Annotated in this window: 18 protein-coding genes; 8 read left to right on the top strand and 10 right to left on the bottom strand. The window is 65.9% G+C overall.

The features are described from left to right. Window positions 1-233: 233 nt before the first annotated feature. The 8 genes from RP6297_RS00545 to RP6297_RS00580 all read left to right on the top strand — a co-directional run bounded on the left by RP6297_RS00545 (window position 234) and on the right by RP6297_RS00580 (window position 11379). The gene (locus tag RP6297_RS00545) at window positions 234-1013 is read left to right on the top strand and encodes an enoyl-CoA hydratase/isomerase family protein (protein ID WP_037027724.1); all 780 of its coding nucleotides are present in this window, start codon (window positions 234-236) and stop codon (window positions 1011-1013) included. 1 nt (window position 1014) lies between these two features. Beyond that, window positions 1015-2787: an acyclic terpene utilization AtuA family protein gene (locus tag RP6297_RS00550; protein ID WP_037027725.1), complete on the top strand. Its 1773-nt coding sequence runs from the start codon at window positions 1015-1017 to the stop codon at window positions 2785-2787. Window positions 2788-2801: 14 nt separating this feature from the next. Continuing rightward, entirely contained in the window at window positions 2802-3956 is a 1155-nt protein-coding gene (locus RP6297_RS00555) for an acyl-CoA dehydrogenase family protein (protein WP_037028744.1), read from the top strand. Window positions 3957-3988: 32 nt separating this feature from the next. Further along, complete coding sequence (locus tag RP6297_RS00560) at window positions 3989-4876, top strand: SDR family oxidoreductase (protein ID WP_037027726.1); 888 nt, start codon at window positions 3989-3991, stop codon at window positions 4874-4876. Beyond that, window positions 4863-6482 (top strand): acyl-CoA carboxylase subunit beta, encoded by a 1620-nt coding sequence (locus RP6297_RS00565; protein ID WP_037027729.1) that lies wholly within the window; start codon window positions 4863-4865, stop codon window positions 6480-6482. Before RP6297_RS00560 ends, RP6297_RS00565 begins: the two co-directional genes overlap by 14 nt. Before the next feature lie 60 nt (window positions 6483-6542). Next, complete coding sequence (locus RP6297_RS00570) at window positions 6543-7700, top strand: acyl-CoA dehydrogenase family protein (protein WP_009239266.1); 1158 nt, start codon at window positions 6543-6545, stop codon at window positions 7698-7700. A gap of 3 nt (window positions 7701-7703) precedes the next feature. Beyond that, a complete protein-coding gene (locus RP6297_RS00575; protein ID WP_037027731.1) occupies window positions 7704-9698 on the top strand; it encodes an acetyl/propionyl/methylcrotonyl-CoA carboxylase subunit alpha in 1995 nt (664 codons plus the stop codon). Between the two features lie 94 nt (window positions 9699-9792). Beyond that, entirely contained in the window at window positions 9793-11379 is a 1587-nt protein-coding gene (locus RP6297_RS00580) for an AMP-binding protein (protein WP_037027733.1), read from the top strand. A gap of 6 nt (window positions 11380-11385) precedes the next feature. Here the strand turns inward: RP6297_RS00580 and RP6297_RS00585 are convergent, their stop codons facing one another. The 10 genes from RP6297_RS00585 to RP6297_RS00630 all read right to left on the bottom strand — a co-directional run bounded on the left by RP6297_RS00585 (window position 11386) and on the right by RP6297_RS00630 (window position 21368). Then, on the bottom strand, window positions 11386-12063 hold the full coding sequence (locus RP6297_RS00585) for a TetR/AcrR family transcriptional regulator (protein WP_037027735.1): 678 nt from the start codon (window positions 12061-12063) through the stop codon (window positions 11386-11388). A gap of 61 nt (window positions 12064-12124) precedes the next feature. Beyond that, window positions 12125-13078 (bottom strand): MBL fold metallo-hydrolase, encoded by a 954-nt coding sequence (locus RP6297_RS00590; RefSeq protein WP_037027736.1) that lies wholly within the window; start codon window positions 13076-13078, stop codon window positions 12125-12127. A 12-nt stretch (window positions 13079-13090) separates the two neighbouring features. After that, entirely contained in the window at window positions 13091-13357 is a 267-nt protein-coding gene (locus tag RP6297_RS00595; RefSeq protein ID WP_037027737.1) for a DUF1289 domain-containing protein, read from the bottom strand. Window positions 13358-13367: 10 nt separating this feature from the next. After that, on the bottom strand, window positions 13368-13868 hold the full coding sequence (locus RP6297_RS00600) for a YbaK/EbsC family protein (RefSeq protein ID WP_037027739.1): 501 nt from the start codon (window positions 13866-13868) through the stop codon (window positions 13368-13370). Window positions 13869-13890: 22 nt separating this feature from the next. Next, window positions 13891-14820: a hydroxymethylglutaryl-CoA lyase gene (locus tag RP6297_RS00605; protein ID WP_037027741.1), complete on the bottom strand. Its 930-nt coding sequence runs from the start codon at window positions 14818-14820 to the stop codon at window positions 13891-13893. Between the two features lies 1 nt (window position 14821). Then, window positions 14822-15763, bottom strand: a complete 942-nt coding sequence (locus RP6297_RS00610; RefSeq protein WP_037027743.1) for a 2-hydroxyacid dehydrogenase — start codon at window positions 15761-15763, stop codon at window positions 14822-14824. Window positions 15764-15849: 86 nt separating this feature from the next. Then, on the bottom strand, window positions 15850-17874 hold the full coding sequence (locus tag RP6297_RS00615) for an acetyl-CoA carboxylase biotin carboxylase subunit (protein WP_037027745.1): 2025 nt from the start codon (window positions 17872-17874) through the stop codon (window positions 15850-15852). Window positions 17875-18512: 638 nt separating this feature from the next. Then, window positions 18513-19595 carry a biotin synthase BioB gene (gene bioB / locus RP6297_RS00620; RefSeq protein WP_037027746.1) on the bottom strand — a complete coding sequence of 361 codons (1083 nt, stop codon included), beginning with the start codon at window positions 19593-19595 and terminating at the stop codon, window positions 18513-18515. A 43-nt stretch (window positions 19596-19638) separates the two neighbouring features. Continuing rightward, window positions 19639-20433, bottom strand: coding sequence for an enoyl-CoA hydratase/isomerase family protein (locus RP6297_RS00625; protein ID WP_037027748.1), 795 nt, complete (start codon window positions 20431-20433; stop codon window positions 19639-19641). After that, a complete protein-coding gene (locus RP6297_RS00630; protein WP_037027750.1) occupies window positions 20430-21368 on the bottom strand; it encodes a dienelactone hydrolase family protein in 939 nt (312 codons plus the stop codon). The genes RP6297_RS00625 and RP6297_RS00630 overlap by 4 nt, the downstream gene beginning before the upstream one ends. Window positions 21369-21392 lie beyond the last annotated feature (24 nt).

Consider the following 21392-nt stretch of genomic DNA (forward strand, 5'->3'; position numbering starts at 1 on the left):
GTTGTAAATGAGAATTGTTATTGTTTACATGTGAGCGAGTCAACGCTTCAGCTGGCGAATTGCTTACGGCTGCAGCGGGATCGTCATATAAATCATGGGGTTAGAAGGCCCCCGTGCCGCTGTAGAAAATTGTTGAGAGCTACCGCACACGAACGTTTCCATTTTTTCAATCAAATGATTTAGTATTGCCGGGCAGGTTGTCCAACCGAATCCCTTTTCCAGGCGAGCATCGCGTGAGCACGGACCCGGAACTCCTCATCGAGCGGCGCGGCCAGGCGCTGTGGTTGACCATTCAGCGCGAAGATCGCCGCAATGCGATCAGCGCCGCCGTGCTTGAAGCGCTCACAGCTGCATTGGCTGACGCCAGCCGCAACACTTCTGTGCGCGCCGTGGTGCTGACCGGCACCGGCACGCGTGCCTTCTGTGCCGGCGCGGATCTGCAGACCGGACAGTCCTTTCGCTTCGACTATTCCCAGCCGTACCAAGCCCTGGCGGATCTGTTTCGCCAGGCGCGTCGCTGCACCGTGCCGCTCATCGCCCGCGTGAACGGCGCGTGCATGGCGGGCGGCATGGGTTTGCTGGCGATGTGCGATCTGGCGGTGGCTAGCAGCAGCGCCACGTTCGGCTTGCCGGAGGTAAAAGTCGGCGTGTTTCCCGCCCAGGTGCTGGCCGTGCTGCAGCACCAGTTGCCGCGCCGCGTGCTGAACGAGTTGTGCCTGACGGGCGAGCCGATGAGCGCAGACCGCGCACTCGCCGCGGGCCTCGTCAACGAAGTCGCCGAGCCTGAAGCGCTTGATGGGGCCGTCGATGCGTTGCTTGCACGGTTGTGGGACAAATCGCCGTCGGCCATCCGGCGCGGCCTGTACACGCTCAAGCAGGTGGAATCGCTCAGCTTCGAGCAGGCCATGGCGTTTACCGAAAGCCAGATCGGCCTGTTCGCCCTGACCGAAGACGCGCAGGAGGGCCAAGCCGCCTTTCGGGAAAAGCGTGCTCCCAACTGGACGGGCCGCTGACATGCGCAGGGACACCATTTCCATTGGCGGAGCCAGCGGTTTCTGGGGCGACAGCGTGACCGGTCCGCTGCAGTTGGTGGCCTCCGGCCGTCTCGACTTTCTCGTCTTCGATTACCTAGCCGAGCTGACCATGTCGCTGCTGGCCAGCGCGCGCATGAAAAACCCCGAGTCGGGCTATGCCACCGACTTCGTAAGCGTGGCGATGCGCGCGGTGCTCAAGGATGCGCTGGCGCAGAACACCCGCATCATCGCCAACGCGGGCGGCGTGAACCCGCGCGGATGCGCTGCGGCGCTGCAGGCGTTGGCCGATGAACTGGGTGTGAGCGTGCGCATTGCGGTGGTGGAAGGCGACGACGTCATGCCGCTGCTGCCCGCCTTGCGCGACGAAGGTGTACGCGAATTGCAAAGCGGTCGCCCCTTGCCCGACAAGGTGGTAAGCGCCAATGCGTATCTCGGCGCATTGCCGATCAAGGCGGCGCTCGATGCGGGCGCGCAGGTTGTCATCACGGGGCGGTGCGTCGACAGCGCCGTCACGCTCGGCGCGTTGATGCACCACTTCGGCTGGGCGATCGACGACTACGATCGACTCGCTGCTGGCAGCCTCGCCGGACACATCCTTGAATGCGGCTGCCAAGGCGCGGGCGGCCTGCACACCGATTGGGAAGCCGTGCCCGACTGGGCGCACAGCGGCTATCCGATCGCCGAATGCCGGGCCGATGGCAGCTTCATCGTCACCAAGCCCGACGGCACGGGCGGGCTGGTGACGACCGCGACCGTGGGCGAACAGCTGCTCTACGAAATCGGCGACCCCGCGCGCTATGCGCTGCCCGACGTCGTTTGCGATTTCACAGAGGTGACGATGACGCAGGCCGGCGAGCATCGCGTCGATGTGCGTGGCGCACGCGGTCGCGCGCCCACGCCCGATTACAAGGTGAGCGCAACGTATGCCGATGGCTATCGGGCGACGGGCCAGCTCACCGTCGTCGGCATCGACGCCGATCGCAAGGCGCGCCGCACGGCCGAGGCGATTCTGGAGCGCACGCGCGGCCTGTTCCGCCAGCTCGGCCTGCCGGACTACAGCGCAACGCATATCGAGACGCTCGGCTCGGCGTATCTGTTCGGGCCGCATCAGCCGATCGTGCCGCGGTTTGAATCGGTGATGTGGCTGTCGGTGACGCATCCGAACAAGCAGGCGCTGGACTTGTTCGCGCGTGAAATCGCCCCGGCCGGCACCTCGTGGGCGCCCGGCACGACGGGCGCAGGTGGGCGGCCAAGCGTGGTGCCTGCCATCAAGCAATACGCTTTTTTGATCGACAAAGCGCGGGTCCAGGCGCGCGTGACATTGCTGGGTGCCGACAGCATCGTCATCGACGTGCCAACGGGTGGCGCCGCGCTTGAACCATCCGCTGCGGTGCAGGCCTCCGTTGCATTGCCTCCCGGCCCGACGCGCGAGGTGCCTCTCATCGAACTCGCCTATGCCCGCAGCGGCGACAAGGGCGACACCTCCAATATCGGCGTCATCGCGCGTCGGCCCGAAGACCTGCCGCTGCTGCGCGCGCAACTGACGGAAGATGCCGTCGCGGCGTACCTCTCGCACGTCGTGAAGGGGCGTGTGACGCGGTACGACTTGCCCGGCATCCACGCCCTCAACTTCGTGTGCGAGCAGGCGCTGGGCGGTGGCGGCATGGCATCGCTGCGCAACGATCCGCTCGGCAAGGGCATGGCGCAGGTGCTGCTGACGATGCCGGTGCGCGTGCCGGTCAACCACCCTTGATTGACGAGGCGATCATGCTTTCAGGTTTGCTCCCGTCTGCCCGCTTCGATGCCGAGCACGATACCTTTCGCGAGACGGTGCGCCGCTTCGTCGACAACGCCGTGCTGCCGCACATCGAGGCGTGGGAAGAGGCCGAGACGTTTCCGCGTGCGCTGTATCGGGAGGCGGCCGACCTGGGCTTGCTTGGCATCGGTTTCCCCGAGGAATACGGCGGGACGCCGGGCGACCTGTTTCTTGAACTGGCAATGATCGAAGAGCTGACGCGGGCGGCCAGCGGCGGCTTGCTCGCTTCGCTCTTCAGCCACTCGATCGGTGCGCCGCCCATCGTTGCAGGCGGATCGGCCGAGCTGAAGGCGCGCGTGTTGCCGGCGATTCTGTCGGGCGAGAAGATCAGCGCGCTCGCCATCACCGAGCCGTCAGGCGGGTCGGACGTGGCCAACCTCGCCACGCGCGCGGTGCGCGACGGCGATCACTACACCGTCAACGGCAGCAAGATCTTCATCACGTCTGGCATGCGCGCCGATTACATCACCGTGGCCGTGCGCACCGGTGAGGCGGGCGCGGGCGGCATCTCCGTGCTGCTGGTGGAGGGCGATACGCCGGGTCTGACGCGCACACCGCTCAAGAAAATGGGCTGGTGGTGCTCCGACACCGCGCAACTGCATTTCGATGATTGCCGCGTGCCCCTCGGCAATCTGCTCGGCAAGGAAAACCACGGTTTCGAGTTGGTGATGCGCAACTTCAACCACGAACGCCTCGCGCTGGCGATGCAGGCCTACGGCCTGGCGCGCACGTGTCTGATCGAAGCCGTGGAATGGGCCACCCAGCGCGAGACCTTCGGCAAGCGCCTCGTGCAGCACCAGGTGGCGCGTCAGAAGCTGGTGGCGATGGCCACGCGCATCGAAGCCACCCGGGCGTTGCTGGAAGACCTGATGCGGCGCATGCAGGCCGGCGATTCTCCGGTCGCCCAGCTGTGCATGCTGAAAAATTTCGCAACGCAGAGCCTTCAGTTCTGCGCGGACACGGCCGTGCAACTGCTCGGCGGTATGGGCTTCATGCGCGGCACGAAGTCGGAGCGCATCTATCGTGAAGTGAAGGTCTACATGATCGGCGGCGGGGCGGAGGAAGTTCTCAGCGACCTTGCCGCGCGCCAGCTCGGCTGGGTCTAAGGGCCTAACGCGCGCATTCAAGGGAGAACACCATGTATCGCTCAGTCTTTCGACCGGGGCTGTTCCAGGGCCAAGTGGCCGTGGTGACGGGTGGCGGCAGCGGCATCGGCCGATGCACGGCGCATGAGTTGGCGTCGCTGGGCGCGGCGGTCGCGTTGGTGGGGCGCAATGCCGAGAAGCTCGCGGCGGTGCGCACGGAGATCGTTGAAGCCGGCGGCACCGCGCACACCTACGTTTGCAACATCCGCGACGAGGATGCCGTGCAAGCGACCGTTGCGCAGATCTACGGCGCGCACGGCTGCATCGATGCGCTGGTCAACAACGCGGGCGGGCAGTTTCCGGCGCCGCTCAAGGACATTTCCGCCAAGGGCTGGGAAGCCGTCGTGCAGACAAACCTGACGGGCGGCTTTTTGATGGCACGCGAGTGCCTGAACCAGGCGATGCAGCAGCGCGGTGGCGCCATCGTCAGCATCGTGGCCGACATGTGGGGCGGTATGCCGAACATGGGCCACTCCGGTGCGGCGCGTGCGGGCATGGTCAACTTCACGGAGACGGCCGCGTTCGAGTGGGCGCAGTACGGCGTGCGCGTGAACGCGGTGGCGCCGGGCTACGTGGCGTCGTCGGGCATGGATGCGTATCCGCCGTGGATGGCCGAGACCATCCGCAGCATGCCTTCGACCGTGCCGCTTGGTCGCTTTGCCACCGAGGCGGAAGTGTCTTCGGCCATCGTGTATCTGCTCTCGGAAGCCGCTGCGTTCATTACCGGCACGACGTTGCGCGTGGACGGCGGCCGCCCGAACGTGCGGCCCGGTTCGCCCATGCCGGCTCCGCGCCATGGTGCCGAGCCGTTCAACGGCTTCCACCTGGCCGTGACGCCCAAGGTGCTGCAAGGCGAGGAGGACCGCCATGCCGGCACTTGAATCGCGGATCGTGCCGCAGAGCGACGCGTATCGGCAGAACCATGCTGCGCTCACGGAACTCGTCGGCCGGTTGCGCGCGCTGGAAGACCGCACGCGCGACAAGTCCGAAGCCTCGCGCGCCCGCTTCGAGCAGCGCGGGCAACTGCTGCCGCGCGACCGGCTGGGCCGCCTGCTCGACGCCGGCGCGCCGTTTCTTGAGCTATCCACGCTGGCGGGCTTTTGCCTCGACCACGCAGACCCGACGCGCTCGATTCCCGGGGGAGGCTTCATCGCAGGCATCGGCTGGGTGAGCGGTGTGCGCGCGATGATCATCGTCGACGACGCGGGCATCGACGCAGGGGCCGTGCAGCCGATGGGCATCGAGAAGTTCCAGCGCGCGCAGGCCATTGCGCTGGAGCAGAAGCTGCCGTTCATCCACCTTGTCGAATCGGCCGGCGCCAACCTGCTGACGTATCGCGTGGAGACATTCATCCACGGCGGCAGCGGCTTTTACTGGCTCGCGCGGCTGTCGGCGGCGGGCATTCCGGTGATCAGCGTGGTGCATGGGTCCAGCACGGCGGGCGGCGCCTACATGCCGGGCCTGTCGGACTACGTGGTGATGGTGCGCGACCGGGCGCGCGCGTTCCTCGCCGGCCCGCCGCTGCTGAAAGCGGCCACGGGCGAGATCGCCACCGAAGAGGAACTGGGCGGTGCCGAGATGCACGCCACCACTTCGGGCCTGGCCGAATACCTGGCCGAAGACGATGCCGATGCATTGCGCATTGCACGCGAACTTGTTGCCGCGCTCGACTGGAACCGTGATGTGCCGGCACCGGACAGACCATACGCGCCGCCGCGCTTTGATGCGGAAGAACTGCTTGGCATTGCGCTGACCGATCATCGCAAACCGCTCGACATGCGCGAGGTGATTGCCCGCATTGCCGACGGGTCGGACTTCCTGGAGTTCAAGCCCGACTACGGCCCTGGCACCGTCACCGGGCACGCGGCCATCTGCGGTATGCGCGTTGGGGTCATCACGAACAACGGGCCGCTGGACCCGGCGGGCGCCACCAAGGTGGTGCACTTCATCCAGGCGTGCTGCCAGTCGGGCACGCCGCTGCTGTATCTGCAAAACACCACCGGCTTCATCGTCGGCAAGGCGTCGGAGCAGGCCGGCATGATCAAGCACGGCTCGAAGATGATCCAGGCCATGGCCAACGCCACCGTGCCGCGCATCACCGTGCATTGCGGTGCGTCGTTCGGGGCGGGCAACTACGGCATGTCGGGGCGCGGCTTCTTTCCGGATTTCTGCTTCAGTTGGCCCAACGCCAAGACGGCCGTGATGGGCGCAGAGCAGGCCGCCGGCACGATGGCGACGGTGATGGCCGCGAGCATGCAACGCAAGACCCAGACCGTCGACCACGACGCCATCGAAGCGATGCGCGCCAAGGTCATCGACACCTTCGAGCGGCAGTCCGACGCGTTCACCATTTCGGGCCGGCTGCTGGACGACGGCGTGATCGACCCGCGCGATACGCGCAAGGTGCTCGCCTGCGTGCTCTCCGTCTGCGACGAGGCGCGCAGGCGAACGCTGCATCCGATCCAGTTTGGCGTTGCGCGCCCGTAGCGCCATCCCGAAATCCATACACGAAACAGCCAGCACACCAGGACAACGGAGCGAGACACCATGCACTTCACGCACGAGCACCAGGAACTGCAGCGCAACCTGAAACGCTTCATCGACAGCGACATCAACCCATACGTGGACGAATGGGAAGCAGCGGAGATGTTCCCCGCCAAGCAGCTCTTCAAGAAGATGGGCGAGCTGGGCTTTCTCGGCATCGCCAAGCCGACCGAGTTTGGCGGCCTGGGCCTCGACTATTCGTATGCGATGGCGATGGCCGAGACGCTCGGGCACATCCACTGCGGCGGCGTACCGATGGCGATTGGTGTGCAGACCGACATGGCCACGCCCGCGCTCGCACGCTTCGGTTCGGACGAACTGCGCGCACAGTTTCTCGCCCCCGCCATCAGCGGCGATGCGGTGGCCTGCGTGGGCGTATCGGAACCGAGCGCGGGCTCCGACGTGGCGAGCATCAAGACCACTGCGCGCAAGGACGGCGACGACTACATCATCAACGGCAGCAAGATGTGGATCACCAACAGCCTGCAGGCCGACTGGATGTGCCTGCTGGCCAATACGTCGGACGACCCCGCCCACCGCAACAAGTCGCTCATCATCGTGCCGATGAACACGAAGGGCGTGTCGGTCGGCAAGAAGATCCGCAAGATCGGCATGAACTCGTCGGACACCGGCCTTATCTACTTTGACGATGTGCGCGTGCCGCAGCGCTACCGCATCGGCGAGGAAGGCAAGGGCTTTACGTACCAGATGCTGCAGTTCCAGGAAGAGCGCCTGTGGGCCGCGGCCAGCAGCCTGGCGACGATGACGATGTGCATCGAGACCACCGCCGAGTACGCGCGCGAGCGCAAGCTCTTCGGCGCCAGCCTGCTCGACAACCAGTGGGTGCACTTCAAGCTGGCCGAGCTGAAGACGGAGGTGGAAGCGCTGCGCGCGCTCACGTATCGCGCCTGCGACTTGTACATCCAAGGGCAGGACGTGACGGAGCTGGCATCGATGGCCAAGCTCAAGGCCGGGCGCCTCGCGCGCATCGTGCCCGATGCCTGCCTGCAGTTCTGGGGCGGCATGGGCTTCACGTGGGACAACCCGGTCTCGCGCTATTACCGCGATGGGCGCCTGGGCTCCATTGGCGGCGGCGCGGACGAGGTGATGCTCGGCATCATCTGCAAATACATGAACACGCTGCCGGGCAAGAAGGGCTGAACGATGGCCGCCCCGCATGCCGCCTTCCGCTCGGTCCTCATCGCCAACCGGGGCGAGATCGCTTTGCGCATCATGCGCACGGCGCGTCGCCTTGGCATGCGCACCGTTGCCGTGTATTCCGACGCTGACCGCGATGCGCCGCATTGCCGCGCGGCCGATCTGGCGTTGCCGATCGGCGCGTCGCAACCGCAGGCGTCGTACCTGAACGTTGCGGCGTTGCTGGAGGCCGCGCGCAAGTCGGGTGCGCAGGCGGTCCATCCGGGTTACGGCTTCCTTGCAGAGAGCGATGCCTTTGCCGGCGCATGCGCGGATGCCGGCCTGGTCTTCATCGGGCCACCTGCGGGGGCCATCCGAGCGATGGGCAACAAGGCTGGCGCCAAGCGCCTCATGGAAGCGGCCGGCGTGCCGTGCGTGCCCGGTTATCAGGGCGAGGACCAATCCGCCACACGCATGGCGGACGAAGCGGCGCGCATCGGCTACCCGGTGATGATCAAGGCGGCCGCTGGCGGTGGCGGGCGCGGCATGCGGCGCGTAGACCGGCCCGAGGCGTTAGCGGCGGCGCTGCAGTCTGCCCGCTCCGAAGCGGAGAACGCGTTTGGCTCGGGCGAGTTGATCCTCGAGAAAGCCATCGTCGAGCCGCGCCACATCGAGATTCAAGTCTTTGCCGATACGCATGGCAACGTGGTTCACCTGGGCGAGCGCGATTGCTCGGTGCAGCGCCGGCATCAGAAGGTGATTGAAGAATCGCCGTCACCAGCCGTATCGCCCGAGTTGCGCGCGCGCATGGGCGCGGTGTCGGTGGCGGCGGCGCGCGCGATCGGCTACGTGGGTGCGGGCACGCTGGAGTTTCTGCTCGCCCCGGACGGCGCGTTCTACTTCATGGAAATGAACACGCGCCTGCAAGTCGAGCATGCGGTGACTGAAGCGATCGTCGGCGTCGATCTGGTCGAGTGGCAGTTGCGCGTGGCGCTGCGCGAGCCGTTGCCGCTTGCGCAAGACGCCATCGACGCCCGCCGTGCACAAGGCGGCCACGCCATCGAAGTGCGTCTGTGCGCAGAAGACCCGCAGCAGAATTTCCTGCCGCAAAGCGGCACCGTCGCGCGCTGGCGTGCACCCGGAGACGTGCGCACGGACCATGCGTTGGCCGACGGGCTTGTCGTCTCGCCGTACTACGATTCGATGCTCGCCAAGATCGTCGCGCACGGCACCGACCGCGCCGATGCCTGCCGGCGTCTTGCGCACGCCTTGGACGATTGCCTGCTGCTTGGGTTGCCCACCAACCGGGCGTTTCTGCGCGACTGCTTGGCGCATCCGGCGTTTCTTGCCGGCGATGTGTCGACGGCGTTCATCGACCGCCATTTCCCGGCGGCGACGCGGCAGGCGCCCGTACCCGACGCCGCGGTCTGCCAGGCCGCTGCCGTGCTGATCACGTACCTGCGCCAGGACGCCGCACGCCGCTATCCCGCAGAGCTGCATGGCTGGGCCAGCAGCCGCACGTATCCCACGCTGTGCCGCTTCACGCTCGACGGTGAAGTCATCGACATGCGCGTGCGTGCGCTCGGTGCGCAGCAATGGGAGGTGACCTGGGACGGCGGTGCCACGCAGGTGGCGCTTGTGTCTGGGGGCGAAGGGCGCATCACGCTGGTGCTGGGCGACACATTCCACGCGGTGGATTACGCCGTCACGGCCGGCGCTTGCCACTTCGTGCTGAATGGCATCGAACACACCGCCATCGACACCACCTACGCCAAGGCCGAGCGCAGCGGCGCGCAAACCGGCAGCGGCCGCATCAGTGCACCGATGAACGGTCGCGTGGTTGCCGTACACGTGGCCGAAGGCGAGGCCGTCAGCGCCGGTCAGGTGCTGCTGGTGGTCGAGGCGATGAAGATGGAGCACAGCATTGCCGCGCCGCTCGCTGGCGAGGTGAAGGGGCTGTTCACCCAGGTCGGGGCCCAGGTTGCGCCTGGTGGGTTGCTGATGGAGATTGCCGCGGCCTAACGGCTGCACTGCCGTCCTGATCCCATCGTTTTGTCGTGCTGTTCATGCGGTCAATGCAGTCAATGCAGTCAATGCAGTCCTTAGGAGACGTCCCATGTCCGAAGCCACGCCAGACACCGCGCTTGAAGCCAACCTGCTGAACCGGGTGACGTTGGGCGATACGTTGCATCGCAGTGCGCGCAAGTTCGGCGCGAAGGTCGCGCTGGTCGATGGCGCCCGCCGCATGACGCATGGCGAACTTAACGCAGACAGCAATCGCTACGCGCACGCGCTGCTTGCAAGCGGCCTCAAGCCCGGCGACAAGGTGGCGATGGTGTGTGGGAATTCCGCGCAGTTCCTGGTGGCTGCGTACGGCATTCTCAAGGCGGGGCTGGTTTGGGTGCCGATCAATGCGATGCTCGGGCCGGAAGACGTGCGCTACATCCTTGAACATGCCGAGGCGCGACACGTGGTGATCGACGCGGCGCCGTACCCGGCGCTGCGTGACACGCTGTCGGCGCTCGGGCTCCCCGCGCACCAGTGCTTCGGTGAACCGGTTGCCGACGGGCCGCAAACGGTGGAGCAAGCGTTGCAAGGCCACGCCGATACGCTGCCCGCCGTGGTGATCGACGACCGCGATCTCGCGCTCATCATGTACACCAGCGGCACGACCGGCCGGCCAAAGGGCGCAATGCACTCGCACCGCTCGGTGCATGCCGCGCTGATGTCCAACGTCGCCGGCCTGAATCTGAACGAAACCGACGTGTTCTCGTGCCTGCTGCCGATGTTCCACTGCGCACAGTTTGCAACGGCCGCGTCCGCGATGATGGTGGGCGCCACGCTCGTCATCCAGCGCGGCTTTGACCCGGCGGCGCTGCTCGACGCGATTGCCAACGAACGCATCACGCAACTGTTCGGCTTGCCGCTCATGTACGCCGCGTTACTGCACCATCCGCTGCGTGCGCAGCGGGATCTCTCAAGCCTGCGCCTGTGCCTCTATGCGATGGCGCCGATGGCCAAGCCGCTGCTCGAACGCCTGATTGCCGAGGTGTGCCCCAACTTTGCCCTGGGCTCCGGACAGACCGAGATTTTCCCGATGACGATGTACTTCGCGCCTGACCAGCAACTGCAGCGCACCGGCAACTATTGGGGACAGCCGTGCATGGTGAACGAAGCAGCGGTGATGGACGATCAAGGCAATCTGCTCGGCCCGAACCAGTTGGGCGAGATCGTGCACCGCGGCCCCAACGTCATGCTCGGCTACTACAAGGATCCGCAGGCCACGGCCAACGCGTGCCGCTTCGGCTGGCACCACACGGGCGACCTCGGCATGTGGGATGCCGACGGCCAGCTTCAGTTCAAGGACCGCATCAAGGACATGATCAAGACCGGCGGTGAGAACGTGCCCTCGGTCAAGGTGGAAGAGGTGCTGCTGCGCCACCCCGACGTGGCGAATGCCGCAGTGGTCGGCTTGCCGCACGCGCACTGGGTGGAAGCGGTGGCTGCATTCGTCTGCCTCAAGCCCGATGCACAGGCCGATGCCGCCGCGCTGCAGGCGCATTGCCGCGCGCATCTCGGCAGCTTTGAGGTGCCCAAGCACATTGCCGTGGTCGACAAGCTGCCCATGACGGCGACCGGCAAGATCCAGAAGCACGTGCTGCGCAGCGCCAACCAGACGCTGTTCGAGGGCGATGCGCGCTAACGTGGACTAAGCCACCGGCTGGGGCGGCGTACGCAGGATGAACAGCACCGCCTGATCGGCCAGTGCGTCGATGCTGATGCCGGCGCCCGCCTGATACCACTGCGCCGTCCAGTTGAGTGCGCCGAACATCAGCAGGCGGTCAACAGGTGTTGGTTGTGCCCACTCGCCGGAGGCGTGCAGACGGTCGATCACGCGCGTCCAGATGCCTTCATACCGGTCCTTGAGCGCGATGATGCGTTCCTGCGCCTGTGCGTCGAGCGAGCGCCACTCGTACAGCATCACCGGAATGAAATCCTGGTTCGGTGCGAGCAGCGTATGGAGGTGTGCGCGCACGAGCTGGCGCATCGCCTCGCGCGGGGGCAGGTCTTCGATATCGATGGCTTCGATATCCGCCAGCGCGACGGTCAGACCATGCTCGATCACGGCTTGCAGGATGTCCTGCTTGGTCTTGAAGTAGTAGAACCAGCTGCCCGCATGCACGCCCGTGGCCGCCGCAATGTCGCGCACCGTGGTGTTGCCGTAGCCCTTCTCGCGGAACAGTCGGGCCGATTGCTCGATCAGCGCGCGGCGCAAGCCCTCGTTGGCATCCTGCGCGGGGCGGCCGCGCTTGCGGCGCGGTGTTTCGGCTTCAGTGGCGGCTTCGGTGACGGATTCCGGCGGAGCGGATGTGGCGGCTTTCGGCATGCCCAAGCGGAGAGAAGAAACGTCGCTGCATTGTAGCGGGGCATCGCCACCGCGCGGCACGTCAATCGCGGTTCAGGATGCTGCCGTGTTCGACGGTGGCGGCACCGGCCTTGACCAGCGCGGCAATCGCGGCATCCAGCAACGCTTCCATCGATTGGCTCGCGAAGAAGCGCGCTTGCAAGCGCGGCATCAACGTCGTCTGCGTGAACCACGCGAACAGCGCGTCGCGCGACAGCGCCTGCTGCTCCAGCAGCTTGAACTTCACCAGCACGCGGATGGCGTGCAGCGCGTTGCGCTCGGGGTCTGCACGCAGATAGGCCAGCCGCCCCAACGAAGCGTCAATCGCGGCGTTGACGTTGGTGAACGGCCGGCCGTGTCCGGGAATGACCATGCGCGCGTCGAGCTGCGCGATGCGCTCAAGAATGGCCTGCTGTTCGGCAAAGCCGCTCTCGCCTTCCAGCTCGGGAAAGATCACGCCAAAGCCGCGTTCCCACAACGCATCGGCAGAGATCAGCACGCGCGTGTCCGGGCTGAACAGGATGACCGCGTGCGGGTCGTGCCCGGGTGCGCTGATGACCTGCCAGTCGAAGCCGCCCAGTCGCGCCGTCATGCCGTCGGCCAGGCCTGCGTCGGCATCGCTGTCAGGCAACGCAAAGCGTGCGCATTGCTGGCCAGTGGGGCCGTAGCTGAGGGCGTCGGTATCCCAGCGGCGCACGTCGTCGATCTGCGCGGCCGGTACGCGCGTGTGACTGCCGTAGAGGGCCTGCAGCGCAGCATTGCCGCCGCAGTGGTCCGAGTGCAGATGCGTATTCAGCAGCCGGCGCAGCGGCCTGCTTTGCAGCGCGTGCTGCACAAGCGCCACGGTTTGCGCCGCGTGCGTGAGGTAGCCGGTGTCCACCAGCGCGCAGCCGCCATGCGCTTCGTCATCGAAGAACAGGATGTTGTTGGACGACAGCCAGCCGCGCTCGAACACGCGCATCGAATCAGGCAAGGTGACGATGTCGTGTTCGGCCATTGTGATGGGTGCTCAGGCGCAGGACGCGTCGTTGAGCCAGGCGCAGGCGCGCTCGGGCAAGGTTTTCCACACGGTCAGGCGGGCGGTGTCGTCCATGGTCGACCACGCGGCAATTTCGTCGATGGTGCGCATGCAGCCGATACACAAGCCGCGCGCGTCGTCCATCTTGCACACGCTGATGCACGGCGATGCCACTGGCTGGGCGCGCTCGGCCTGCGCGCGGCTATTGCGCAGCTTGCCGAGCGAGCGCTTCAATTGCGCGCGGGTGCAGTGGTCCATGTGTGTTCGATCAGTCGCGCAGGGCGATGTCGGCCACAGGCGCGCCGGTCATGGCTTCCAGTTCGGCAGGCGTCAGGTTGAACACGGCATGCGGGTGGCCGGCCGCGGCCCACACGCTGTCGTATTGGAACAGGTCTTGGTCGAGCAGCATCACAGGCTTGACCGCATGGCCGACCGGACACACGCCGCCGATGGCGTAACCGGTCTTCTCGCGTACGAACTTCGCATCGGCCTTGGCCAGCGCGCCCACGTGCGCTGAAACCTTTGCCTCGTCGACACGATTGGTGCCGCTGGCGATCACCAGTACCGGCACGTCGTCTTTCGCACGGCGGAAGATGATCGACTTGGCGATCTCCGCCACCGAACAGCCGAGCCCAGCAGCCGCTTCAGCGGAGGTCTTGCCGGTGGCCGGCAGCATTACGATGGCCTTCTCATAGCCGAGCGTACGGAGGTGGTCGGCCACGCGTTGGGCGGATTCAGGCAGCGGGGCGTTCGTATCGGTCGCGGTCATCGTCGTTGTTCTTGATGGGGGTTCAGATGCAGGCCTGGGCGATCTGGTCCTGCAGCTTGAGCAGCAGCGCGCGGCCCGCACGCGAGGCAGTCGGGCGGCCGATGGCCTGCGAGATGAAGTCACCCGCCAGCACCACCTTGTCCAGGTCGATGCCGGTGCGGATGCCGAGGCCGTGCAGCAGGTACAGCACGTCTTCGGTGGCGACATTGCCGGTCGCGCCCTTGGCATACGGGCAGCCGCCCAGCCCGGCCACCGAGGCGTGGAAGATCGCGATGCCGACTTCCAGGCTGGCGAGGATGTTGGCCAGTGCCTGGCCGTACGTGTCATGGAAATGGCCTGAGAGGCGGTCGATCGGGAACGTCGCCGCGGCGGCTTCCATCACGGTTTTCACCTGCCCGGCCGTGCCCACGCCGATGGTGTCGGCAATGTCGATCTCGTCGCAACCGAGGTCGGCCATGCGCTTGATGACGTCCACCACCGACGACACCGGCACCTCGCCCTGATACGGGCAGCCCAGCGAACACGAGATCGACCCGCGCACGCGAATGCCCGCATCCTTGGCGGCCTTGGCCACCGGCACAAAGCGTTCGATCGATTCGGCGATCGTGCAGTTGATGTTCTTCTGCGCAAAGGCCTCGCTGGCGGCGCTGAAGATCACGATCTCGTCCGCACCCGCTGCAGCAGCGCCTTCGAAACCCTTCATGTTGGGCGTGAGCACCGAGTACAGCGTGCCCGGCCGGCGCTGGATGCGTGCCATCACGTCGGCGCCATCAGCCATCGCCGGCACCCATTTGGGCGACACGAACGACGCCGCCTCCACATTCACAAAACCGGCCTCGGACAGCCGGTTCACCAGTTCGACCTTGGTGTCGGTGGAGACCGGTGCCTTCTCGTTCTGCAGACCATCGCGCGGGCCGACCTCGACCACCTTCACAAAATTCGGAATGCTCATCTCAGTACCCTCGTTGCAGATCGACGATGCCGGCAATCGGCTCGCCTGCTTCCAGCGCTCGGATCTTGCGCGCGATCTGGGCAATGCTGACCTCGCGCAGCGTCAGCGCCGAAATGTGCGGCGTGATGTGGATGCGCGGTTCGGTCCAGAAAGGGTGGTCGGCGGGCAGCGGCTCGGTGCGGAATACGTCGAGCGCGGCGCCGGCAATGTGGCCGCTGCGCACGGCGGCCAGCAGGTCGTCTTCCACGACATGCTTACCGCGCGCCACGTTGACGACGAATGCGCCCGGTGCGAGTTGCGCGAGCAGTTTCGCGTCGATCACGTTTTCGGTGTCTGCCGTCAGCGGCAGCACGTTCACCAGCACGCGCGTGCCGGCGAGGAAGCCGGGCAGGGCATCGCTGCCTGAGCGGCAATCTACGCCCTCGACGTGCTTGGCGGAGCGGCTCCAGCCGCGCACCGGAAAGCCGAAGCCCGCCAGCGTCCTGGCGATGTGCGTACCGAGCACGCCGAGGCCCAGCACGCCGACGACAAACTCATCGCGGTTGAACGGCTTGAGGAAGCGCCACATCTTCGCTTGCTGCTGGCGCTCGTATTCATCGAGCCGGCGGAAGAAGCGCAGGACGGCGTGCGTGACGTATTCGCCCATCTGCGCGGCCATGCCGGCGTCGTCCAGCCGCACGATCGGCAGGCCTTCGAGGATGGCATCGGGCGCTTGCGCACGCAGGCCCAGGATGGCATCGACGCCCGCGCCGAGGTTGAACACGGCGCGCAAATCGCGGCGATCGCGCAGCATGTCGGCGGGCGGCTGCCAGACCACGGCGTAGTCGGCGTCCTGCACTGCGCCTTGCTCCCACACCGACAGGCGTGCCTCAGGAAGTGCCTGCGCGAAACCGTCGAGCCAGGGTTGGGGCTTGCCGTCGGGCGTGTAGATCTGGATGTGCATGTGGGGCGACTTCAATGCGGGTGATTGACGTATACGTCAAGCAGTGTAGCAGGGGCCGCCAAGGCGTGTGGCAGCCCCCTTGGGCTTCATTCGGCGGGCTTGAACGCCAGCAACTGCACGCCTTCCGTCACCTGATCGCCCACGCCGTACAGCACGGATTCGACGACGCCGTCGGCAGGTGCCGTGAGCGTGTGCTCCATCTTCATGGCCTCCATGACGACCAGCGGTGCGCCCTTGGTGACGGTTTGCCCCGGGGCGGCCAGCACGGCGATGACCTTGCCGGGCATCGGCGCCGTCAGCTTGCCGCCTTCGTCGTCGGCCTCGCCGGCATGGGCGAGCGGGTCGTGGCGCTCGAGTGTCCAGTGCGCGCCGCCCGTGAAGACGTGGAACGTGTCGCCGTCCACATGCACCTGGCCGGTCGCCTTGTGCGAACCGAGCGCAACGGTGAAGGTCTCGGCATGGCGCTGCGAGGTGAAGGGCGCTTCGCTGCCGCTGGTCTTCAACCACGAGCCGTCGCGGCCGTAGACGAGCGTGGCGTCAATGGCCTGTTCGCCATGCGTGAAACGCAGCGTGCGTTCAGCGGCACCGTTCAGCCGCCAGCCGCTGCCGCGCGCCCACGGCGAATGCGGATCGCGCGTATCGGTGCGCAGGCTGCGTGCCTCGCGGGCGAGCAGCGCAGCCACGGCCAGGGCGATGGCGTCTTGCGGCACGTCCGGTGCGGCGGGGAACAGCGTGTCGTGATTGCGGGCGATCAGGCCGGTATCCAGATCGGCGGTCGCAAACGGCTTCGATGCAACAAGCCGGCGCAGGAACGCCACGTTGGACGACAGCCCCACCAGGCGGAAGCTGCCCAGCGCCTGCAGCATGCGCGCCAGCGCTTCTTCACGGTCACGGCCCCAGACGATGAGCTTGGCGATCATCGGATCGTAATAGGGGCTGATGGCATCGCCCTCCCGCACGCCCGCGTCGATGCGCACGGCGGCAGGTTCGCCATTGGCCTGCGCGCCCACGGTAAATTCCACCGCTGCCGGCGTGCGCAACACCTTCAGCGTGCCGATGGACGGCAGAAAATCGCGCTCCGGGTTTTCTGCGTAGATGCGTGCTTCCAGCGCGTGGCCGTGGATGTGCAACTCGTCTTGCGCGCGCGGTAGCGGCTCCCCGGAGGCCACGCGCAATTGCCATTCGACGAGGTCTTCACCCGTGATCATTTCGGTGACCGGGTGCTCGACCTGCAGGCGCGTGTTCATCTCCATGAAGTAGAACGTGCCGTCTTCATCGACGATGAACTCGACCGTGCCGGCACCCACGTAGCCCACGGCGCGTGCGGCCGCCACGGCGGCTTCGCCCATCGCGCGGCGGCGGTCCAGCGTCATGCCCGGGGCGGGGGCTTCTTCCAGCACCTTCTGGTGGCGGCGCTGCACCGAGCAGTCGCGCTCGAACAGATAGACGGCGTCGCCGAAGCTGTCGGCAAACACCTGGATTTCAATGTGGCGCGGGCGCGTGAGGTACTTCTCGATGAGCACGCGGTCGTCGCCAAAGCTTGACGATGCCTCACGCTTGACCGAGGCCAGCGAGGCTTCGAACGCATCGCCCGATTCGACCACGCGCATGCCCTTGCCGCCGCCGCCCGCGCTCGCCTTGATGAGCACCGGGTAGCCGATGCGATCGGCCTGCGTGCGCAGGAATCCTGCGTCCTGGTTGTCGCCGTGGTAACCCGGGACGAGTGGCACGCCGGCCTTCTCCATCAGTGCCTTGGCCGCGCTCTTGCTGCCCATCGCTTCGATGGCCGGGGCCGGCGGGCCGACGAAGATGATGCCGGCGTCTGCACAGGCCTTGGCAAAGGCTTCGTTTTCCGACAGGAAGCCGTAGCCGGGGTGGATGGCCTGGGCGCCCGTTGCGCGTGCGGCTTCGAGGATGCGGTCGGCGCGCAGGTAGCTGTCGCGGGCGGCGGGCTCACCGATGTGGATGGCTTCGTCGCAGGCCGCGACGTGGCGGGCGTTGGCGTCGGCATCGGAGTAGACCGCGACCGTGCGGATGCCGAGCTTGCGGCAGGTGGCGGCGACTCGGCAGGCGATTTCGCCTCGGTTGGCGATGAGGAGCTTGGTGATCATTTGGTGTTTGTCTCCGGTGTTCTGCGTCTTTTGCACTTGTGGTGCATCTCCTGTTTCATCCCCTGCCGGGGCTGAGTCACTTTCTTTGTCTTGCCAAAGAAAGTAACCAAAGAAAGGCGCGCCCGAGATGGCGACCCCCTCCTTGAATTTTCGTAACCGGGCGGAGACGGGAAAAACTCGCTTCGCTCAGACAGTTTCCCGTCTTGTTTCCGCCCGCTTACGAAAATTCAAGGCGCCATCAAGGGCAGGAACGTCAACGGCCAAACCGTTGGGGTGCATGCTCTGTCAGGCGCTTGTTTGTTGCTGTTGCTGTTGCTTGTTGCCGTTTGCTTCGCTCCGCGTCTTGCCGCGTACCCACCACTGCCTTTGCACTGCGATGGTGTGGCCGTACCTCGCCCTAGATGGCGCCTTGAATTTCTGTTGCAGAGAGGAAAAAGAGAGGAGGCTGTTTGAGCGAAGCGAGTTTGCCTCCTCTCCCTCTCTGCGACATAAATTCAAGGAATCTTTCGCCATCTCGGGCGCGCCTTTCTTTGCTTACTTTCTTTGGCAAGACAAAGAAAGTGAGTCGGCCCCGGCAGGGGACGAAAGGGAGGCAGACCACCAACACAAAAAACAAAAACCACCTCCCACAAAACCCATCAGTCCGCAGGCGTAATGTCGATATGGCAATGCGACGAATGCGAGTGCGAAGCATCAGCGCTTTGATGCAGATGATCCTGCACGTCCACCCGCATCCCCAACCGCGCCAGCAGCTTCCGATCCGCATCCGCCTCCGGGTTGTCCGTCGTCAGCAGCTTCTCGCCATAGAAGATCGAGTTGGCACCCGCCATGAAGCACAGCGCCTGCAAGGCATCGCCCATCGCCTCGCGGCCAGCGGAGAGCCGCACCATCGCCTTGGGCATCGTGATCCGCGCTACGGCAATCGTGCGCACGAAATCAAACGGGTCCAGTTCTTCGTTGCCCGCCAGCGGCGTGCCTTCCACCTTCACCAGGTTGTTGATGGGCACCGAGTCCGGATACGGCTCCATATTCGCCAATTCGGCGATCAGGCCCGCGCGCTCGTGCACCGATTCCCCCAGCCCGACGATGCCGCCGCAGCACACGTTGATGCCGGCGTCACGCACGTGCTCGAGCGTATCGAGCCGGTCCTGGTACGTGCGCGTGGTGATGATCTCGCCGTAGAACTCGGGGGCGGTGTCGAGGTTGTGGTTGTAGTAATCCAGGCCCGCCTCCTTCAACTGCGCAGCCTGTTCCTGCTTGAGCATGCCGAGTGTCACGCACGTCTCCAGCCCCATCGCCTTCACGCCGCGCACCATGTCGGCCACGGCGTCGAGCTGATGCGGCTTGGGGTTGCGCCAGGCGGCGCCCATGCAGAAGCGGCTCGCGCCGTTTTGCTTGGCGCGCGAGGCGGCTTCCAGCACTTCGTCAATCGGCATCAGCTTTTCAGCCTCGACACCGGTGTCGTAGCGCGCCGATTGCGGGCAGTACGAGCAGTCTTCGGGGCAGCCGCCGGTCTTGATGGACAGCAGGGTCGAGAGCTGCACGGCATTCGCATCAAAGTTGGCGCGGTGCACCTGCTGCGCCTGGAACAGCAGGTCGTTGAACGGCAGCGCGAACAGCGCTTCGATGGCTTCGCGGCTCCAGCGGGCGTTGGGATTCTGCCCGGGCGTGGGCGGCACCTTGGCGGCGTTCGGCACGAAGTTGAGCGGAGTGGATTGCATGAGGACTTCCTTCGAGTGATGCGTGGTTTCGTTGTTATGCGGGTCAGGCCGGCAGCAGCCAGTTCGGCTTGCGCTTGCCCAGGAAACTTTGCACGCCTTCGCGGCCTTCTTCCGAAGCGCGAATGGCGGCGATGCGTTCAGCGGTGTCGGCCAGCAGGGCGTCGTTGATCGCGGCACCGGACACCTCGCGCACGAGGCGCTTGCTCTCACGCACGGCGTTCGGGCTGTTGGCGACCAGCGCGGCAGTGATGTCGGCCACCTTCGCGTCAAGGGCATCTGCGCTCACCAGCTCATGCACGAGGCCAAGGTGATGCGCTTCGGCAGCGGAAAAGCGTTCTGCGGTGATGAAGTAGCGGCGCGATGCCTGCTCGCCCAGCGCGCGGATCACGTATGGGCTGATGGTGGCCGGGATCAAGCCGAGCTTCGCTTCCGACAGGCAGAAGTTGGCCGTGTCGACAGCGACGACGATGTCGCACGCGGCGACCAGGCCGACGCCGCCGGCATACGTGTCGCCCTGCACGCGCGCGATCACAGGCTTGGGACAGGTGTAGATGGCGCGCAGCATCTCGGCCAGGCGCAGGGCGTCGGCGCGGTTTTCGTCATCCGAGTAGCCGGCCATCTTCTTCATCCAGTTCAGGTCGGCGCCCGCGCAGAACGCAGGGCCGTTGCCGGACAGGACGATGGCGCGCACGCTTGGCTCGGCTGCCAGCGCGCGGAACGCGCCGGTCAGTTCGGCGATGACCGTTTCGTTGAAGGCGTTGCGCACGTCGGGCCGGTTCAGCGTGAGCGTGGTGACGGCGCCGTGCTGCGCGAAGTCGAGGGTCTCGAAAGCGTTCATTCGGGGTCCTTGTTGGTGTCGGCTTTGGGGTCGTCGGCGCCGGAGGTTTCTGCGTTGCCGCCCGGCGCCTCCGCTTGCACCGGGCCTGCGGGCAGACCGAGTTCGCGCAGGAAGGCGTCGACCTGCGGCAGCCAGATGCGCAACCCCGCGTGGCTTGCGAACATGCCGTGCGAGTCGCTCTTGAAGTTGCCGAAATCCACCAGCCGGCCTTTGCCGCCGGCAGCGGTGTAGGCGGCGAACATCCTGTCGGGCATCGGCTTGGGCCAGTAGCTGTCGTTGTCGCCGTAGAACCAGAGCGAAGGGTAGCGTGCCTGGCGGCCGTACGTCTCAAAGGCGCGCACGAGGTTGTCTTCCCAATCGACACAGGTGTCGTTGCGCAGGCCGCCGGCGAAGTTCACGAGCCCACGCACGCCAGGGTAGGCGATGGTGCCGAAGGCCAGGGTGGTCAGGCCGCCATGCGACTGGCCCATGACGACGATGCGGTTGCGGTCCACGTACGGCTGCGCGGTCATGTAGTCGAGTGCGGCCACCACGTCTTCGGCCTGGACGATGCCGTTGGCTTCCACGTTGCAACCGCTGCCGATATACGCGCCGCCGGATTTGGAAAACCCCTGCCGCATCGGAATGGCGACCACATAGCCACGCGCGACCAGCGCCGCAGCCTGCTCGCTGTAACGGGCACGCGATTGGAATGCGGCCTTGCCGCGCGCCTTGCCATGATTGAGCACGATGAGCGGGAAGGGCCCGTCGCCGGCCGGCTTGTAGACGGTCGTCTCCAGCTTGACGGTGAAGATGCCCGCAGACTTGGGCACCTCCACGATGGTCTCGCTGATGCCCGGCGGCGCCGTTTCACTCGCATGCGCGGCCGCAAGCAGCAGCGCGCAGCCAACGGCTGCCAAGGCGCTGCGCCACGCTCGCGCGGTGTTGCTGTTCACTGCAGATCCCTGTTCGATGGGCGG

It is taken from the genome of Ralstonia pickettii (genome assembly GCF_016466415.2).
Lineage (GTDB): Bacteria > Pseudomonadota > Gammaproteobacteria > Burkholderiales > Burkholderiaceae > Ralstonia > Ralstonia pickettii.

Bases quoted from the DNA above. Each gene is read 5' to 3' on its own strand.
- RP6297_RS00585 (WP_037027735.1), bottom strand. From the start codon at position 12,063: ATGCCGAAAGCCGCCACATCCGCTCCGCCGGAATCCGTCACCGAAGCC.
- RP6297_RS00590 (WP_037027736.1), bottom strand. From the start codon at position 13,078: ATGGCCGAACACGACATCGTCACCTTGCCTGATTCGATGCGCGTGTTC.
- RP6297_RS00610 (WP_037027743.1), bottom strand. From the start codon at position 15,763: ATGCACATCCAGATCTACACGCCCGACGGCAAGCCCCAACCCTGGCTC.
- RP6297_RS00555 (WP_037028744.1), top strand. From the start codon at position 2,802: ATGCTTTCAGGTTTGCTCCCGTCTGCCCGCTTCGATGCCGAGCACGAT.
- RP6297_RS00625 (WP_037027748.1), bottom strand. From the start codon at position 20,433: ATGAACGCTTTCGAGACCCTCGACTTCGCGCAGCACGGCGCCGTCACC.
- RP6297_RS00575 (WP_037027731.1), top strand. From the start codon at position 7,704: ATGGCCGCCCCGCATGCCGCCTTCCGCTCGGTCCTCATCGCCAACCGG.
- RP6297_RS00605 (WP_037027741.1), bottom strand. From the start codon at position 14,820: ATGAGCATTCCGAATTTTGTGAAGGTGGTCGAGGTCGGCCCGCGCGAT.
- RP6297_RS00570 (WP_009239266.1), top strand. From the start codon at position 6,543: ATGCACTTCACGCACGAGCACCAGGAACTGCAGCGCAACCTGAAACGC.
- RP6297_RS00560 (WP_037027726.1), top strand. From the start codon at position 3,989: ATGTATCGCTCAGTCTTTCGACCGGGGCTGTTCCAGGGCCAAGTGGCC.
- RP6297_RS00615 (WP_037027745.1), bottom strand. From the start codon at position 17,874: ATGATCACCAAGCTCCTCATCGCCAACCGAGGCGAAATCGCCTGCCGA.
- RP6297_RS00580 (WP_037027733.1), top strand. From the start codon at position 9,793: ATGTCCGAAGCCACGCCAGACACCGCGCTTGAAGCCAACCTGCTGAAC.
- RP6297_RS00600 (WP_037027739.1), bottom strand. From the start codon at position 13,868: ATGACCGCGACCGATACGAACGCCCCGCTGCCTGAATCCGCCCAACGC.
- RP6297_RS00565 (WP_037027729.1), top strand. From the start codon at position 4,863: ATGCCGGCACTTGAATCGCGGATCGTGCCGCAGAGCGACGCGTATCGG.
- bioB (WP_037027746.1), bottom strand. From the start codon at position 19,595: ATGCAATCCACTCCGCTCAACTTCGTGCCGAACGCCGCCAAGGTGCCG.
- RP6297_RS00550 (WP_037027725.1), top strand. From the start codon at position 1,015: ATGCGCAGGGACACCATTTCCATTGGCGGAGCCAGCGGTTTCTGGGGC.
- RP6297_RS00595 (WP_037027737.1), bottom strand. From the start codon at position 13,357: ATGGACCACTGCACCCGCGCGCAATTGAAGCGCTCGCTCGGCAAGCTG.